Source organism: Kitasatospora sp. NPDC059673, from assembly GCF_042734215.1.
Classification (GTDB): Bacteria; Actinomycetota; Actinomycetes; order Streptomycetales; family Streptomycetaceae; genus Kitasatospora.
Map to the genome: position 1 here is coordinate 74,267 of NZ_JBHWEN010000020.1, position 14,448 is coordinate 88,714.

General features: G+C 74.0%; 14 protein-coding genes. 9 read left to right on the forward strand and 5 right to left on the reverse strand.

The annotated features are described in order from the left end of the window. The first annotated feature begins 2 nt into the window (after positions 1-2). Entirely contained in the window at positions 3-1,313 is a 1,311-nt protein-coding gene (locus ACFV18_RS23030; RefSeq protein ID WP_380486048.1) for a glutamine synthetase, read from the forward strand. Between the two features lie 7 nt (positions 1,314-1,320). Here ACFV18_RS23030 and ACFV18_RS23035 read toward each other — a convergent pair whose 3' ends face one another. Continuing rightward, entirely contained in the window at positions 1,321-2,094 is a 774-nt protein-coding gene (locus tag ACFV18_RS23035; RefSeq protein WP_380486050.1) for a sporulation protein, read from the reverse strand. Between the two features lie 96 nt (positions 2,095-2,190). On the opposite strand from ACFV18_RS23035, the gene ACFV18_RS23040 reads away from it, so the two are divergent. After that, positions 2,191-2,970, forward strand: a complete 780-nt coding sequence (locus ACFV18_RS23040; RefSeq protein WP_380486175.1) for a sporulation protein — start codon at positions 2,191-2,193, stop codon at positions 2,968-2,970. Position 2,971: 1 nt separating this feature from the next. Here ACFV18_RS23040 and ACFV18_RS23045 read toward each other — a convergent pair whose 3' ends face one another. The 3 genes from ACFV18_RS23045 to ACFV18_RS23055 form a co-directional block, all read right to left on the reverse strand. Then, entirely contained in the window at positions 2,972-4,174 is a 1,203-nt protein-coding gene (locus tag ACFV18_RS23045) for a hypothetical protein (RefSeq protein WP_380486053.1), read from the reverse strand. 68 nt (positions 4,175-4,242) lie between these two features. Further along, positions 4,243-4,779: a SigE family RNA polymerase sigma factor gene (locus ACFV18_RS23050; RefSeq protein WP_380486055.1), complete on the reverse strand. Its 537-nt coding sequence runs from the start codon at positions 4,777-4,779 to the stop codon at positions 4,243-4,245. Between the two features lie 174 nt (positions 4,780-4,953). After that, entirely contained in the window at positions 4,954-5,583 is a 630-nt protein-coding gene (locus ACFV18_RS23055) for a hypothetical protein (protein ID WP_380486056.1), read from the reverse strand. Between the two features lie 179 nt (positions 5,584-5,762). Between ACFV18_RS23055 and ACFV18_RS23060 the strand changes: the two genes are divergently transcribed. The 4 genes from ACFV18_RS23060 (at position 5,763) to ACFV18_RS23075 (ending at position 9,766) form a co-directional block, all read left to right on the forward strand. Next, positions 5,763-6,332, forward strand: a complete 570-nt coding sequence (locus ACFV18_RS23060) for a GNAT family N-acetyltransferase (RefSeq protein ID WP_380486058.1) — start codon at positions 5,763-5,765, stop codon at positions 6,330-6,332. Positions 6,333-6,458: 126 nt separating this feature from the next. Continuing rightward, positions 6,459-7,625 (forward strand): damage-control phosphatase ARMT1 family protein, encoded by a 1,167-nt coding sequence (locus ACFV18_RS23065; RefSeq protein WP_380486061.1) that lies wholly within the window; start codon positions 6,459-6,461, stop codon positions 7,623-7,625. Positions 7,626-7,705: 80 nt separating this feature from the next. Continuing rightward, positions 7,706-8,119 (forward strand): hypothetical protein, encoded by a 414-nt coding sequence (locus ACFV18_RS23070; RefSeq protein ID WP_380486063.1) that lies wholly within the window; start codon positions 7,706-7,708, stop codon positions 8,117-8,119. Positions 8,120-8,281: 162 nt separating this feature from the next. Next, positions 8,282-9,766, forward strand: coding sequence for a S8 family serine peptidase (locus tag ACFV18_RS23075; RefSeq protein WP_380486065.1), 1,485 nt, complete (start codon positions 8,282-8,284; stop codon positions 9,764-9,766). A 117-nt stretch (positions 9,767-9,883) separates the two neighbouring features. Here ACFV18_RS23075 and ACFV18_RS23080 read toward each other — a convergent pair whose 3' ends face one another. Next, complete coding sequence (locus ACFV18_RS23080; protein WP_380486066.1) at positions 9,884-10,786, reverse strand: HipA family kinase; 903 nt, start codon at positions 10,784-10,786, stop codon at positions 9,884-9,886. Between the two features lie 126 nt (positions 10,787-10,912). On the opposite strand from ACFV18_RS23080, the gene ACFV18_RS23085 reads away from it, so the two are divergent. The 3 genes from ACFV18_RS23085 (at position 10,913) to ACFV18_RS23095 (ending at position 14,445) form a co-directional block, all read left to right on the forward strand. Then, positions 10,913-11,353 (forward strand): SRPBCC family protein, encoded by a 441-nt coding sequence (locus tag ACFV18_RS23085; RefSeq protein WP_380486068.1) that lies wholly within the window; start codon positions 10,913-10,915, stop codon positions 11,351-11,353. A 169-nt stretch (positions 11,354-11,522) separates the two neighbouring features. After that, positions 11,523-12,686 carry a glycosyltransferase gene (locus tag ACFV18_RS23090; RefSeq protein ID WP_380486071.1) on the forward strand — a complete coding sequence of 388 codons (1,164 nt, stop codon included), beginning with the start codon at positions 11,523-11,525 and terminating at the stop codon, positions 12,684-12,686. A gap of 235 nt (positions 12,687-12,921) precedes the next feature. After that, entirely contained in the window at positions 12,922-14,445 is a 1,524-nt protein-coding gene (locus ACFV18_RS23095; RefSeq protein WP_380486073.1) for a sugar transferase, read from the forward strand. Positions 14,446-14,448 lie beyond the last annotated feature (3 nt).

The following is a 14,448-nucleotide window of genomic DNA, read 5'->3' on the forward strand; positions in this document are numbered from 1 at the left end:
GCATGAGCACCATGAAGCCGCGCACCGAGCGCGCCGCCGAGGCCCGGTTGGCCGCCACCAGGATCGAGGCCGAGGGCGTGGACGGGGTGATCGTCGGCTGGGTCGACAACGCCGGCGTCACGCGGGTCAAGACCGTCCCCGTCCGCGGTCTGGAGAGCGCCGCCCGGTGGGGCGTCGGCGCCTCGCCGTCCTTCGACGCGTTCCTGGCCGACGACTCGCTCGCCCCGTCCGGCAACCCCGTCGGAGACCTGCGGCTGGTCCCCGACCTGGCCGCGCTGCGCCGGCTCGCCGCCCAGCCCGGCTGGGCCTGGGCCCCCGGCGACCGCTGGACCCAGCAGGGCGAACCGCACCCCGGCTGCCAGCGGCAGTTCGCCCGCCGCACCGTCGAGGCACTCGCCGAGCGCGGCCTGACCGTGCAGGCCGGCATCGAGGTCGAGTGGATCGTCGAGGGCGGCGAAGCCGGGCCCGCGTACGGCATGCGCCGCCTGATCGGCAACAGCGACTACCTGCGCGACCTGCTGCGCGCCCTGCGCGAGCAGAAGCTGACGGTGCTCCAACTGCACCCCGAGTACAGCGACGGCCAGTTCGAACTGTCCGTCGCCCCCGGCGGCCCGGTCGAGGCCGCCGACACCGCCCTGCTGGTCCGGCACACCGTGCAGGCCGTCTCGCTGCGCCACGGCCTGCGGGCGAGCTTCGCGCCGGTCACCGCCCCCGGCGGCGTCGGCAACGGCGGCCACCTGCACTTCAGCCTGTGGCGCGACGGCCAGAACCTCGGCCACGGCGGCACCGGCCCGCACGGCCTCACCCGGGAGGCGGAGGCGTTCCTCGCCGGGGTACTGGCCGAACTGCCCGCGCTGCTCGCACTCGGCGCCCCGTCGGTGGCCAGCTACCTGCGGCTGGTACCCGGCCACTGGTCCGGCCCGCACCGCTGCTGGGGGCTGGAGAACCGGGAGGCCGCACTGCGGCTGATCACCGGCTCCGCGCCCGAGCAGGCCAACGCCGAGGTCAAGTGCTTCGACGCCGCCGCCAACCCCTACCTCGCCGTCGGCGGCGTACTGGCCGCCGGCCTGGCCGGCCTCGGCGACGCGCTGCGCCTGCCCGCCGAAACCACCGGCGACCCGGACGGCGTCGCCGAACGTCTGCCCACCACGCTCGGCCAGGCCGTGGACGCGCTGCGCAAGTCCGAGGTGCTGCGCGCCGCGATGGGGGAGTCACTGTGGCAGGCGGTGATCGACGTCCGGGAGGCGGAGATCGCCCGGTTCGCCGGCCTGGCCCCGGCGGAGATCATCGAGGCGCTCCGCTACCGCTACTGACGGGCGGTCAGCGCGCCGAGCGGTCCAGCAGCGCGAGCGACGCCAGCGCGTCGCGCAGCCGTGGGCCCAGGTCGGTCTCGCCGGCCTCGTGGTGGGCGACGGGGAAGGGCACCGCGGGCGGCTTGTCGTTCCACCACGTCAGGTGACGGGCCGCCCGGCGCACGTACACCATCGCCCCCACCGGGTTGCTGAAGAAGGTGACCTCCAGCGTAGGGAAACCGGCCGGGTCGCCGGCCGGATCCTCCAGATGGAAGGTCTGGATCCACGAGTGGCGGTGCTCGATGTCCGGCACGTGCTCGTCCAGCAGCACCGACCCGGTGCAGCGGTAGCCCTTGGTCAGGAACGCCTCCATCACCGCTTCGTGGAGCGGGGAAGCGGCCACGTGCACGAAGTCGACGTCCCGCACGGCGTCCCCGATCGTGGTGACCAGCGAGAGGTCGATCCCCGTCGAGCTGCCGGCGAGCTCGGTCACCGGGCAGTCCCAGGGCAGTCGGCCCTTCATGCCGACCCGCTGCTCGGTGCGCCGCTCCACCTCGAAGTACGCACGCTCGGGGGAGAGGTAGGCCCATTCGCGGTCGGCCGTGCTGCCGTCCGACTGCTTCACCTTGCCCACCACGCGCAAGTACAGGCCGTCGATCCGCAGCTTCGACCCGCCCGCCCGGAACAGGATCTCGCCCTCGATCCGCTGCCCGGGCTGCGGGGACATGGTGGTGATCACGGTGTCGATCTCCGGCCCCTGGCCGTCCTCGCCGCCGAACCCGAACAGCTTGCGCAGCCCCATCGTCCGCCTCCCCCTGGAAAGTTCGGGCAAAGCCTAGCCCCCGGCCCGGTTATGCTCACCCCCTGATCGCACCGAGGAGGGGAGCCGCCGGTGGCCATGCGGGGAAGGTTCGGCTTCGGCCGCGAAGGAGCGCAACCGGACCCGTCGGCGGTCGAACTGGTCCTGGGCGAACTGGAACTGACGGACCAGTGGGTCACCGGACATGTGGTGATCCGGGCCGGTGGCCGCGCACTGGAACTCCAGGGCCTTGACGCGCGGCTGGTGGCCGACGCCTACGACGAGGACGGCGGGCGTTCCGAGCTGGAGATCGGTTGGCTGGACGTCGGCGACAGCTGGTTCACGCTGGCACCCGGCGAGGAACGGCAGGTGACGTTCCGCCGCCGGCTGTCCTGGGAATGCCCGTTCACCGAGTACGGCGGCCAGGACTTCGGCATCGGCCTCGCGGTGCGGGCCACGCTGAACACTCGTGCCGGGGAGCTCGGCTTCCGGTCCGAAGCCGCCCTGCGGGTGCCGCCGCCGGTCGCGGTGGCCGCCGCCATCGGAGCCTTCGGTGAACTCGGCTACACGGAACGCTCCGCGCGGGTGATCGCCGACTACATCCCGGACTCCGACCAGTACAACGAGGGCTACCAGTCGCTGTTCCTCACCGACCCCGCCCGGGGCAAGCGCAAACTCCCGCGCCTGGAACTGTCCTTCGTCACCAACGCGGTCGGCACCATGGTCCATCTGCGCCGGGCCGCACCGAACCTGTACGAGTGGGCGTCCAAGCCGAAGACCGTCACCTTCGCGGTCGCCCACCACGAAGTCGCCCACGCCGACCTCGCCGCCCGGGCGGGCGCCGCACTGGAGGACCTGCGCGCCCTGTACCGGACGTGACTCAGTCCTTCGGGAACGGCACCGTCCAACCCGGGCACCGCGCGATCGCGGTCAGCCGGTCGAGCGTGATCAGCGGCGGCCGGCCCGCGTCCGGGTGGCCCGCGCCCGCCGGGTTGACCGCTGTCACGCGGATCCGGCGGCCGTCCGGGCGCAGCAGGTCGACGATGGTCTCGGTGGAGCCCTGGGCGTTCGGGACGGGGCGGCCTTCGACGCTGCGGATGCGGGTGTCGTCCGGCAGCACGGGGGCGTCCGCGAACCAGGCCCGCGCCGACGTGTCGGCCTGCTCCTCCTGGAACCGCAGGACGACCGTCCGGTCGCCGTCGACCAGCGTCGCCGTCTGCTCCGGGCCGGCGGTGCCGGCCACCACCTTCAGGCCGGGCGGCAGCAGGTCGGGCCGCTGCACCGGGGTGTCGGCGGCCGGGAGCCCCGGCAGGGTCTGGCGCACCGAGGCCTCGAAGGTGCGCCAGGCCGGGTCGATGGCCAGCGCCGACAGCTGGGCGACGCTCAGCAGCGGCTCCGGCCTGGTCCACTCGCCGGTCTTCCGCCCGACGTTGTACGAGGTGGCGGTGACCCGCATCCCGTCCGGGGTGGTCCACTCGACCCCGGCGTACCGATACGGGCCCTTGCCCTGCGAGGTGAACTGCGTGACGGCCACCATGCTGCCGTCCTCCAGGGTCTCCTCCTGGCACTTCACGTCCGGGGCGGGTTCGTCCGGGCACGGTCGGGCCGACCGCTGGCCGCCGTGGTTGACGCGAACCGCCAGCAGGCTCTGCCCGTGGCCGTCGTCCAGGGTCAGCTCCGCCCACGCCTGGGTGGTCGGGATCGCGGCCGACCCGGCCGCCGACCCGTCGGAGCGCACGATCCTCAGCTCCTTCGGCAGGCGCTCCGCCACCGCCGAGACCATGTGCGCCTCCTGCGGAATCCGGGCACCGTCGGGCACGCCGTCCCCGGACGGGGCGGGCGCGACGGCGGCCGGGCCGACACTGTCCGTGCGCAGGGCGTTCGGCAGGACGGCGGCGGTCACCCCGCTCACCGCCAGCATCGCGGCGGCCGACCCCAGCGCCAGCCTGCGGCGCCGCCGGCGGCGGCCCCGGGCCGCGCCGCCCATGGCCAGCAGCGGGATGTCGGGAACGAACCTCTCCCCGGTCTCGTGGAAGACCTGACACAGCCGGTCCTCGAAGTCCTGCTCGGGCAGTGCGGGCATGCGTGATCACCGTCTCGGGGAAGCGAAAAGGAGGAACAAGGGGCGGTACTGGTGGTGCCGGCGGCGCGTCAGCGCGCGGCGAGGTCGGCCAGGCCGTCGCCCAGCAGGTCGCGCAGCCGGGCCAGCGCCCGCGAGGACTGGGAGCGGACCGCGCCCGGGCGGCAGCGCAGGATCGCCGCCGTCTCCTCGACGCTGACGTCCTCCCAGTAACGCAGCACCAGCACCGCGCGATCGCGCGGCGCGAGCCGGCCCAGCGCCTGGAGCAGCGTCATCCGCAGCGTGCTGTCGCCCGTCGGGTCCGGCAGGTCCGGGAGCTCGGCGACCGGGCGCTCGCGCGAACTGCGCCGCCGGTGGTGATCGATGAACTGCCGGTACAGCACCCCCTGCGCGTAACCCGCCGGATTCTCTATCGCCCGGCCGCCGAACAGCCGCCCCGGCCGACGCCACACCACGTACATCCGGCTCAGCGTCTCCTGCACCAGATCCTCGGCGAGATGGGTGTCACCACCCGTCAGCAGGCACGCCGAACGGTACAGCGGGGCCGACCGGTTGGCGGCGAACTCCGCGTACTCCAGCTCGCCGCCGCGCACTGATGCTCCTGCCACGTTCGTTGTTCTCCCCGGCCGTCCACCCTGTCACCCTCCAGACGCGACGAGGTGCCTCGCGTGTCACAGGGCGGGCGCGAAAACTTTTCCCGGGCGGGTCACGGTGGCCGGGGCCCGGCGTGGTCGGGTCACGGCGGGCGGGTGGGCTCAGCGGGCGGGGCCCGGCGGGCGGGCTCAGCGGGCGGGGCGCTCGCCCATGCCGCGGCAGAACGGGCACGTCCGGCTGCCCTGGCAGTCGCCGCAGCGGACCCGGCCCTCGGTCCGCCCGCCCCAGGTCATGCCGCCCATCGTCCAGCCCCGGCCCCAGCAGCGATCGCACGAGCACCGCCCCTCGCACTCCGGGCACAGCTCGTAGCCGGGCTGGACGTCCTCCGGCGCGAGCAGCGGTTCCGGGCGGACGAACACCTCCGGCAGGTGCAGCGCCATCGGCTCCAGATCGGCCCGGCACAGCGTCAGACCGCGCACCGGGTGGAAGTGCAGCCGGATCGTCATCCCGTCCCGCCAGGCGTGCAGGACCGCCGAGCCGGACTCGGTGCGCTCCACCGTCCGCTGCCAGTCCGCGAGTTGGGCCTCCGCCCGGGCCAGCAGGTCCGGGTCGGTCGGCTGAGGGTCGAGGACGACCTGGCGGTGGTGGCCGAAGCTCAGCGGATTGCCGAACGCGGTGATCTCCGGATGCTCCGGCAGCTGGGCCGACGGCGCCACCCCGGGCGCCAAGGCCTCCAGGAGCGCCGCGAACTCCGCGTACAGCCGCTCGCCGCGCCGCCGCAGTTCCTCCCGCGCTCCCGGTATCTCCTCGCCCGCCATCGCCGCCCCTCTCGTCGAAGTGCTGTCAACTGGCCGGGGGCGTCCGGGTGTTGCTCGGTGCGCGCGCCGGGCGAGCCGATTCTAGGCACCCGGTGCGGCCGGGCGGGCCGTTTTCGCAACCTGCGAGGGTTTCGCGGAACGGCCTGATGCACCGCCGCGGCGAGTGGTACGAAGATCGGATGACGAGCTACTGGCTGGGTGAACGCATACGCCTGCGGGCGGTCGAGACCGAGGACGGACCGCTACTGGCCCGCCTCTCCGAGCAGGAGGAGCGCCTCGGCGACCTGCTCAACCCCCCGCGCTCCACCGAGGGCTGGAACGCCGTCGCCCGCGAACACGCCACCGCCGACCCGTCCGGCGACACCTACGTCCTGATCGTCGAGTCCCGCGCCGACGGCACCCCCGTGGGCTCCGTCGGCGTCCACCACGCCGACCCGCGCAACGGCTGGTTCGAGTACGGCATCACCATCGCCGCCGAACACCGCCGCCGCGGCTACGCCAGTGAGGCCGCCCGGCTGGTCATCCGCCACCAGTTCGAGGAACGCCGCTACCACAAGGCCACCGCCAGGGTCTTCGCCCACAACCACCCCTCCCTGCACCTCCAGCAGCGCCTCGGCTTCACCGAGGAGGGCCGCCTGCGCCGCCACGTCCTCCTCTCCGGCCGCCCCACCGACGTCGTCCTGCTCGCCCTCTTCGCCGAGGACTTCACCGCCCGCCACGGCGCCGCTCAGGCCGACCCCTCCGCGTAGTCCGGCGCCCGCACCCCGGTCTGCCCCGCGCCCCGGCGGGCCCGGCGGCCGGGGCGGTCAGGGCCTAGTCTCGGGTGCAGCGACGGGCCCGTCGCCCGCTGATGACGAGAGAGACGAGTCCCCGTCGTGTCGAACGCACCCGTGATCCGCAGTGATGTTCCCGGGTCCTTCGCCCGGGGTGTCTTCCACGAGCGCCACCCCAAGCTCGTCCAGCAGGTCCTTGACGCGCTGCCGTACGGCCCGGCCCAGCGGGTGGCGGTGGAGCGGCTGCTGGCGGAGAGCACCACCGGCGTGCTGGAGCCGCCGGGTGCGGACGCCCCGGGTGCCGCGCGGTGGCGGGAGTGGGGAGCGGGCCTGTGGGGTCGGCCCTGGGGGGAGGCGCCGTTCCTGTGGGCGGAGAGTTACTTCTACCACCGGCTGCTGGACGCCGTCGGCTATTTCGGGCCCGGCGCGTGGCAGGGCATCGACCCGTTCGCGCCGTTCAAGAACGCCGAGCTGGCCGGTACGGCGGTGGACGAGGAACTGGCCGCGCTGGGCGGGCTCGACGGTCTGCCGGAGGCCCGTCGGGCGGAGGTGCTGCTGTCGTCCGCGCTGTGGGGCAACCGCGCGGACCTCGGCTTCCAGTTGCTCGCCGGGGCCACCGGGACGGCCGCGTCCGGCCTGGTCGCCGACGACAGCGCGAGGCTCTGGACCGAGCTCGAACGGGCCGCCGGCGGGCGGGTCTGCGTCATCGCGGACAACGCGGGCCGGGAGCTGCTGCCCGACCTGGTGCTGACCGACCACCTGCTGGCCGGCGGCCTGGCGGCGCAGGTCGTCCTGTACGTGAAGCCGCAGCCGTACTACGTGTCGGACGCGACCACGGCCGACGTCCTCGCCTCCGTCGAACGCCTGCGCACCGCGCCCTCGCCGGCCGCCGGGGCGGTCGGCGGGCGGCTGTGGCGGGCGATGAACAGTGGCGCGCTGGTGGTCCGCACGCACCCGTTCTTCTGCGCGCCACTGCCGTTCCACGACCTGCCGGCCGACCTCCGTGCCGAGCTCGCCGCCGCGACAATGACGATCCTCAAGGGCGACCTCAACTACCGCCGCCTGGTCGGCGACCGGCTCTGGCCGCCGACCACGCCGTTCAGCGAGACCGTGAGCCACTTCCCGTCGCCCGTCGCTGCGCTGCGGACGCTGAAATCGGACGTGATCGTCGGCCTCGACGCCGCCACCGTCGCCCGGCTGGACGGCAGCGGGGCCGCGTGGCGCACCGACGGCCGCCACGCCCTCGTCCAGGTCTGCGCGCGCCCGTAGCTCCGGTCGAAACGCTGTGGCGGCCGACCGCCCGTGCCTGGCACGATGGCGGGCCCGACCGCCCCGAGGAGTCCGAGCCCGTGCCCACGCCCGCCGATCGTCTGGCCGCGGCCCGCGCCTCGGCCGACCCCGCCGAGCTGCGGGCCCTGACGGACGTCGGGCTGCCCTTCGTCGACCAGGCACTCGCCGAGAACCCGCAGACGCCGCCGGACGCGCTGCTGCTGCTGGCCGGGGTGCGGCGCGGCGACTGGAACGACAACCGACTGCTGTGCCTGCTGGCCCAACACCCGGGCGCGGACGGGACGGTGCTGGGTGCCGTGCTCGCGGCGGTGGCCGAGCGTCTCACGGCGGGGCAGCGGCCGTACGCCGCCACGCTCGCGCTGGCGGGGCGGCCGGAGGTGCCGGTCGAGCAGGTGCGGGCGCTGGGGCGGTTGGCCGGGGCCTCGGCACGGCTGCGCCGGGGGATGGCCAGGGTGCTGGCGGGGCGTTCGTAGGTTTCACGTCCCCGACCGGCAGCGGTCGGGCACTCGTCCGGTCTACGACGATTGCTTTACTACCTCTTGATTTTTGTCATATGGGCTGAATAGTCTCCCGGCCATTCGCGCGCCTTCGACCACCTCGATCGCGTCTGCCATCAGCCGGGAGGGTCCACCCCTATGAGCGTTCCCCGCATCCGCCGCTCCGCACTCCTCGCCGCAGGTCTCGCACTCGTCACGGCCGGCGCACTCGCCGGACCCGCAGCAGGCGCCGCCACGGCGGCCGGCACGTCCGCCACCGGGCAGCCGATGAACTACGTGGTCAACACCAAGGCCAACCACGGGCAGACCAAGAAGGCCGAGCGCGAGATCCAGGCGGCCGGCGGCAGCGTGGTCGCCTCGTACGAGCAGATAGGCGTGGTGATCGCCCGCTCCGGCGACCCCGGCTTCGCGGCCAGACTGCGCCAGTCGAAGACCATCGACTCGGTCGGCGCCAGCCGCACCGCCGGGATCCAGGCCGCCGACGTCGAAGCCGCCGTCGAGGAGGCCGAGGTGCCCGCCGCGGCCGCCGACGGCAACGAGCCGCTCTGGGCCAACCAGTGGGACATGAAGCAGATCGGCGTGGACCGGGCCCACGCCTCGACGCTCGGCAGCCGCGACGTGGTGGTCGGCGTCCTCGACTCCGGCATCGACGCCACCCACGAGGATCTCGCCGCCGCCGTCGACCCGTCGCTCTCCGCGTCCTGCCTCAGCGGCAGCCCCGACACCAACTGGCAGTCCTGGCAGCCCACCAGCAGCTCCCACGGCACCCACGTGGCCGGCACCATCGCCGCCGCCAAGAACGGCAAGGGCATCGAGGGCGTCGCCCCCGGCGTCCGGCTGGCCGCCGTCAAGGTGGTCGACAACGGCGGGTTCATCTACCCCGAGTACGCGATCTGCGGCTTCGTGTGGGCGGCCGAGCACCACTTCACGATCACCAACAACAGCTACTACGTGGACCCGTGGATGTTCAACTGCGCGGGCGACCCCGACCAGGGAGCGGTCAGCGAGGCCGTCCGCCGGGCCGTGGACTACTCCCGCCGGGGCGGGGTGCTGAACGTCGCCTCCGCGGGCAACGAGAACATCGACCTGGCGCACAAGACCGTCGATGTCAGCAGCCCCGACGACACCACCCCCGGCAGCCGGCCGATCGACGCCAGCTGCCTCGACCTGCCCGCCGAACTGCCGGGCGTGGTCGCGGTCTCGGCGATCGGCGTCAAGGGCGACAAGTCCTACTACTCCAGCTACGGCCTGAACAAGGTCACCGTCGCCGCCCCCGGTGGCGACTCCCGCTACCAGCTGCCCGACACCCCCGACCGCCGGGGCTCGGTGCTCTCCACCCTCCCCGGCGACAAGTACGGCTACATGTCGGGCACTTCGATGGCCGCCCCGCACGTGGCCGGTGTCCTCGCGCTGCTCGCCTCCACCCACCCGGGCGCCGGGCCGGAGCAACTGCGCAGCCTGCTGGTGACCCAGGCCGACCCGCACGCCTGCCCGACCGGCGAGTTCAACCCGGGCGGCACCGGGGCGTACAAGGCGACCTGCGAGGGCACCACCGCCAACAACGGCTTCTACGGGGCCGGGGTGGTGTCCGCCGCCAAGGCCGCGGACACCTTCCGCAACTGACCCCGCGTCAGCGGCTCCACGGGTGGCGCGACCGGCCGCACCACCGCGAAGCCGCTCCACGGGCGGTGTGACCGGCCGCGCGTCGGCGGCGTCGATCGTGGCGCGGCCGGCCGCAGGTCAGCTCTCGCCATCGATGTGCCGGGACCAGTCCGACTCCACCGAGGCCAGGCCGGCCCGGTTCGGCACCTGCTTCAGCCAGGCCGGACGGGCCGCCGTGCGGGCCGCGGCGGCCCGCTCCTCGGCGGCCCGGATCTGCTCCGGGGTGGCGAACCCCTCCGGCAGCCAGGCCGCCGAGTTCGCGACCCGGGCCGCCAGGTGTTCCACGTACGCGGCCCGGACGGCGGCCGGCGAGTCGAAGCCCGGCTCGTCGGCCAGCCAGGCGTCCGGCACCAACGCGGCGACCTCGGCCAGCAGTTCGGGCGTCACCAGGGGGGCCAGCGCGGCGTCCGCGGCGGCCACGTCCGGGCCGTAGCCGCCGAGCGCGTGGCCGCTCAGGTCGTAGCGCTTGTGCACCGAGGCGTGGGCCGAGGACCAGCGGTGGTGGAAGATCAGCCCGGCGCCGTTGTCGATCAGCCAGAGCCTGCCGTGCCAGACCATCAGGTTCGGGTTGTGCACGCTGCGGTCGACGTTGCCGGTCAGCGCGTCCAACCAGACCACCCGGCCGGCCTCGGCGGGGGAGACCTCGATCATCCCCGGCTTGAAGTCCCGGGCGCCCGGCAGCAGGTCCATGCCCAGGTTGCGGCCCGCGCTGGCCTTCAGCAGGTCCTGGATCTCCTGGTCGGGCTCGTTCGCCGCCACCGCCGGGTCGAAGTCCACCAGCACCAGCGGCGGCACCCGCAGGCCCAGCCGCCGGGCCAGCTCGCCGACGATCACCTCGGCCACCAGCGCCTTGACGCCCTGCGCCGCACCGGTGAACTTCACCACGTACGTGCCCAGGTCGTCGGCCTCCACCACCCCGGGCACCGAACCGCCCGCCCGCAGCGGATCGACGTACCGCAGCGCCGTCACCTCATCCAGCATCCGCCCACCCTAACGCCTGCCCCGACGGCCGCCCGTTCCCGGTTTGGCGGGGGCAGGGCGCGGTGGTTGGCTTGGCGGCGACGTCGAGTGCAGATGCGCAGATGACCGGACCGAGGAGATGAACAGATGGGCAAGGTGCACGCCACCACCGAGCGGACGTACGGGGCCGACCCGGCCCGGGTGTACGAGGCGCTGGCCGACTACGCGGTGACCCGGCCGAAGCTGCTGCCCGCGCAGTACAGCGAGTACCAGGTGCGGGCCGGCGGCACCGGCGCGGGCACCCAGGTGCACTGGAAGCTCCAGGCCACCGAGAAGCGGGTCCGGGACTGCCTGTTCACGGTGACGGCGCCGAGCCCGGACACCCTGGTGGAGACCGACGCCAACTCCTCGATGGTGATCACCTGGACGGTCGCGGCGGCCGGGGAGCGCGGCAGCAAGGTCACCGTCGAGGCGACCTGGACCGGGGCGACCGGCATCGGCGGCTTCTTCGAGCGGACCTTCGCGCCCAAGGGCCTGAACCGGATCCACGACCAGGTGCTGGCCAAGCTGGCGGCCGAACTCGGCTGAGCCCCACCGGGATTGGGCCCCACCGGGTTTGGGCCTCGCCGGGTTTGGGCCTCGCGATTATTCACACACCCGCACGGGGCGTCATCCGTGCGGGTGTGCCGGTTCCCCGGGACGGGTGAAGCGGCCCCGGCCGGCAGGTGGTCGTCAACTTAGGCTCCGGGCCGTGCAGATGACGATCCTTCATGTTTCCCAACCGACCGACGGCGGCGTGGCCCGGGTGGTGGCCGACCTGGCGCGCGGGCAGCGTGCGGCGGGCTGCCGGGTTCTGGTGGCCTGCCCGCCCGGCGGTCGGCTCGCCCGCGAGGCCGCCGCCGCCGGCGCCCGGGTGCTGGACTGGCCCGCCGAACGCTCCCCCGGCCCGGGCACCGTCGGCGAGGCGTGGCGGCTGCGCCGGATCATCCGCCGCGCCGAGCCGCACGTGCTGCACCTGCACAGCGCCAAGGCGGGGCTGGCCGGCCGGCTGGCCGCCCGCGGCGCCGTGCCCACCGTGTTCCAGCCGCACGCCTGGTCGTTCGCCGCCGTCGAGGGCGCCCTCGCCCGGGCCAGCCTGCGCTGGGAGCGGTATGCCACCCGGTGGTCCCGCTCCGTGCTGTGCGTCAGCGAACGGGAGAAGGCGGACGGTGTGGCGGCCGGGCTGCTCGCCCACTGGCGGGTGGTGCCCAACGGCGTGGACCTGGCGCACTTCACGCCCGCCGACCAGGCCTCCCGGCGGGCCGCCCGGATGACCCTGGGCCTGGAGCAGTCCGCCCCGCTGGCGGTGTGCGTGGGCCGGTTGTGCCGGCAGAAGGGCCAGGACGTGCTGCTGGACGCCTGGGAGCAGGTGCAGCCCCGGCTGCCGGCGGCCCGGCTGGTGCTGGTCGGCGGCGGCCCGGACGCGGAGGCGCTGGCCGCTCGGGTGCGGGCGCTGCCCGATCCGTCCCGGGTCCGGCTGGTGGGCGATGTGGCGGATCCGCGGCTGTGGCTGGCGGCCGCCGACCTGGTGGTGCTGCCCTCGCGCTGGGAGGGGATGGCGTTGGCGCCGCTGGAGGCGATGGCCTGCGGGCGGCCGGTGCTGCTGACCGACGTTTCGGGGGCGCGGGAGTGCGTGCCGCCCGGCGAGCTCGGCCGTTCGGTGGTGCCGCCGGAGAATTTCGGTGCGATGAGCGAACGGCTGGTCGAATTCCTGTCGGATCGGATCGAATGCGAACGGCACGGTGTGCTGGCCCGGGCGCACGTGGCAGAAAATCACGATATCCGGCAAGTAATCTCGCAGGTGGCGGCCATTTACCGGACTATTGTTCGGAGCCGAGTGGTCCCGGCGGGCCGTACATCCCGTGTCCCGCAGTGGTTCTGATCGTTTGTCAGGCCGTGGACGCCCGCCCGTACAGGTGTGGCCTTCCCTCCTGGATGTCGGATTATTAGGCGGGTGGAATGAAATGGCCTGTCAGCTGCCGGTGCGCGCAAAGGCGTTCGGTAATGTCTGATTCTGCCTGCTTCGTCCCCATTTTCTCCCAGGGGAATGGGCAGTCGCTGTTTTCGGCAGCAGGTGATTGCCCGGACGGGTTCACAGCAGGGGAGTTCGTGCGCTGATGACCATTGACCACGAGAGCGTGCCGCGGTCGGCCGACGTGCTGGCGGGTTCCGGCCGCCACGGCAACCATCACGGCGCGGGACTGCTCGACCGGCCGAGGTCCAGGGCGCTGCCGACCAGGAGCTACGCCGGGGTCGGCCGCCACCGCGGCCGGCTGCACTCTCGGGTCGCCCTGCCGCTCGCACTCGCCACCGCCGACACCCTGGCGGTCGCGCTGTCCGCCGCCGCCACCGCCCCGGCCGCCGCCCGGCCGTTCGCCACCGCCCTCCTGCTGCTGCCCGTCCTGCTCCCGCTCAACCTGGCCGGCGGCCTCTATCGCGCCCGGCTCAGCCTCTCCGCCCTGGACGAGTTCCCCGCCCTGGCCGCCCGCGCCGCCGTCGCCACCGCCTTCGTCGTCACCGCCGACGCCTGCCTGACCGGCCACTGGGCCGACCAGTGGAGCGACCTCGGCGCGATGGGCCCGCTGCGGCTGCTGGCCATGCTGATGCTGATGCTCCCGCTCGCCGCCCTCGGCCGCGCCTACGTCCACCACCTCACCCGCCGGGCCCGCCGCCGCCGTCCCAGCCCGGCGCTGATCCTCGGCGCCGGCGAACTCGGCCAGCGGATCGCCGACGTGCTCACCGCCCGTCCCGAGTACGGCCTGCGGCCGGTCGGCTACCTGGACGCCGACCCGCTGCTGCTGCCCACCGGCAGCCCGCTGCCGGTGCTCGGCGGCCGCGAGGCGCTCGGCCGGGTGCTGCGCCGCCACCGCGTCCACCACGTGCTGGCCACCGGCGGCGCCGCCTACGACGCCGACACGCTGGCCGCGCTGCGGCACGCCGCCCGGCTCGGCTGCCAGGTCTGGCTGCTGCCCGGCCTGCGCGAGTTCGACTCGGTGCGGGGCACCGGCGACCACCTGTGGGGCTTCCCCTGCCTGCGCCTCGGCGCACCCGCGATGCGCCGCCACGGCTGGGCCGTCAAGCGCGGCTTCGACATCGCCGCGGCCGGCCTCGGCCTGCTGCTGATCTCTCCGGTGCTGGCCGCCTGCGCCCTCGCGGTGCGCTGGGAGACCGGCCCTGGCGTGCTGTTCCGCCAGCAGCGCACCGGCCTGGACGGCCAGGTGTTCACCCTCCTCAAGTTCCGCACCCTGCGCCCCAGCAACGAGCACGAGTCGGCCACTCGCTGGAACATCGCGCAGGACCACCGGATGGGCACCGTCGGCAAGTTCCTGCGCAAGGCCTCGCTGGACGAGCTCCCGCAACTGTGGAACGTGCTCCGCGGCGACATGAGCCTGGTCGGCCCGCGCCCCGAACGCCCCTACTTCGTCATGCGGTTCAGCCAGGCCTACCCCGAGTACGCCGACCGGCACCGGGTCCCGTCCGGGCTCACCGGCCTGGCCCAGGTCAGCGGCCTGCGCGGGGACACCTCCATCGAGGACCGGGCCCGCTTCGACAACCGCTACATCGAGGGCTGGACCCTGTGGCAGGACGCCAAGATCCTGCTGCGCACCGCCGCCCTCGTGGTCCGTCCGGACGGGAGCTGACCG

What these genes read in the sequence shown, in the direction of transcription:
- ACFV18_RS23095 (WP_380486073.1), top strand. Translation starts at nt 12,922, where the DNA reads ATGACCATTGACCACGAGAGCGTGCCGCGGTCGGCCGACGTGCTGGCG.
- ACFV18_RS23035 (WP_380486050.1), bottom strand. Translation starts at nt 2,094, where the DNA reads ATGGGGCTGCGCAAGCTGTTCGGGTTCGGCGGCGAGGACGGCCAGGGG.
- ACFV18_RS23030 (WP_380486048.1), top strand. Translation starts at nt 3, where the DNA reads ATGAGCACCATGAAGCCGCGCACCGAGCGCGCCGCCGAGGCCCGGTTG.
- ACFV18_RS23040 (WP_380486175.1), top strand. Translation starts at nt 2,191, where the DNA reads ATGCGGGGAAGGTTCGGCTTCGGCCGCGAAGGAGCGCAACCGGACCCG.
- ACFV18_RS23060 (WP_380486058.1), top strand. Translation starts at nt 5,763, where the DNA reads ATGACGAGCTACTGGCTGGGTGAACGCATACGCCTGCGGGCGGTCGAG.
- ACFV18_RS23080 (WP_380486066.1), bottom strand. Translation starts at nt 10,786, where the DNA reads ATGCTGGATGAGGTGACGGCGCTGCGGTACGTCGATCCGCTGCGGGCG.
- ACFV18_RS23055 (WP_380486056.1), bottom strand. Translation starts at nt 5,583, where the DNA reads ATGGCGGGCGAGGAGATACCGGGAGCGCGGGAGGAACTGCGGCGGCGC.
- ACFV18_RS23045 (WP_380486053.1), bottom strand. Translation starts at nt 4,174, where the DNA reads ATGCCCGCACTGCCCGAGCAGGACTTCGAGGACCGGCTGTGTCAGGTC.
- ACFV18_RS23075 (WP_380486065.1), top strand. Translation starts at nt 8,282, where the DNA reads ATGAGCGTTCCCCGCATCCGCCGCTCCGCACTCCTCGCCGCAGGTCTC.
- ACFV18_RS23090 (WP_380486071.1), top strand. Translation starts at nt 11,523, where the DNA reads ATGACGATCCTTCATGTTTCCCAACCGACCGACGGCGGCGTGGCCCGG.
- ACFV18_RS23085 (WP_380486068.1), top strand. Translation starts at nt 10,913, where the DNA reads ATGGGCAAGGTGCACGCCACCACCGAGCGGACGTACGGGGCCGACCCG.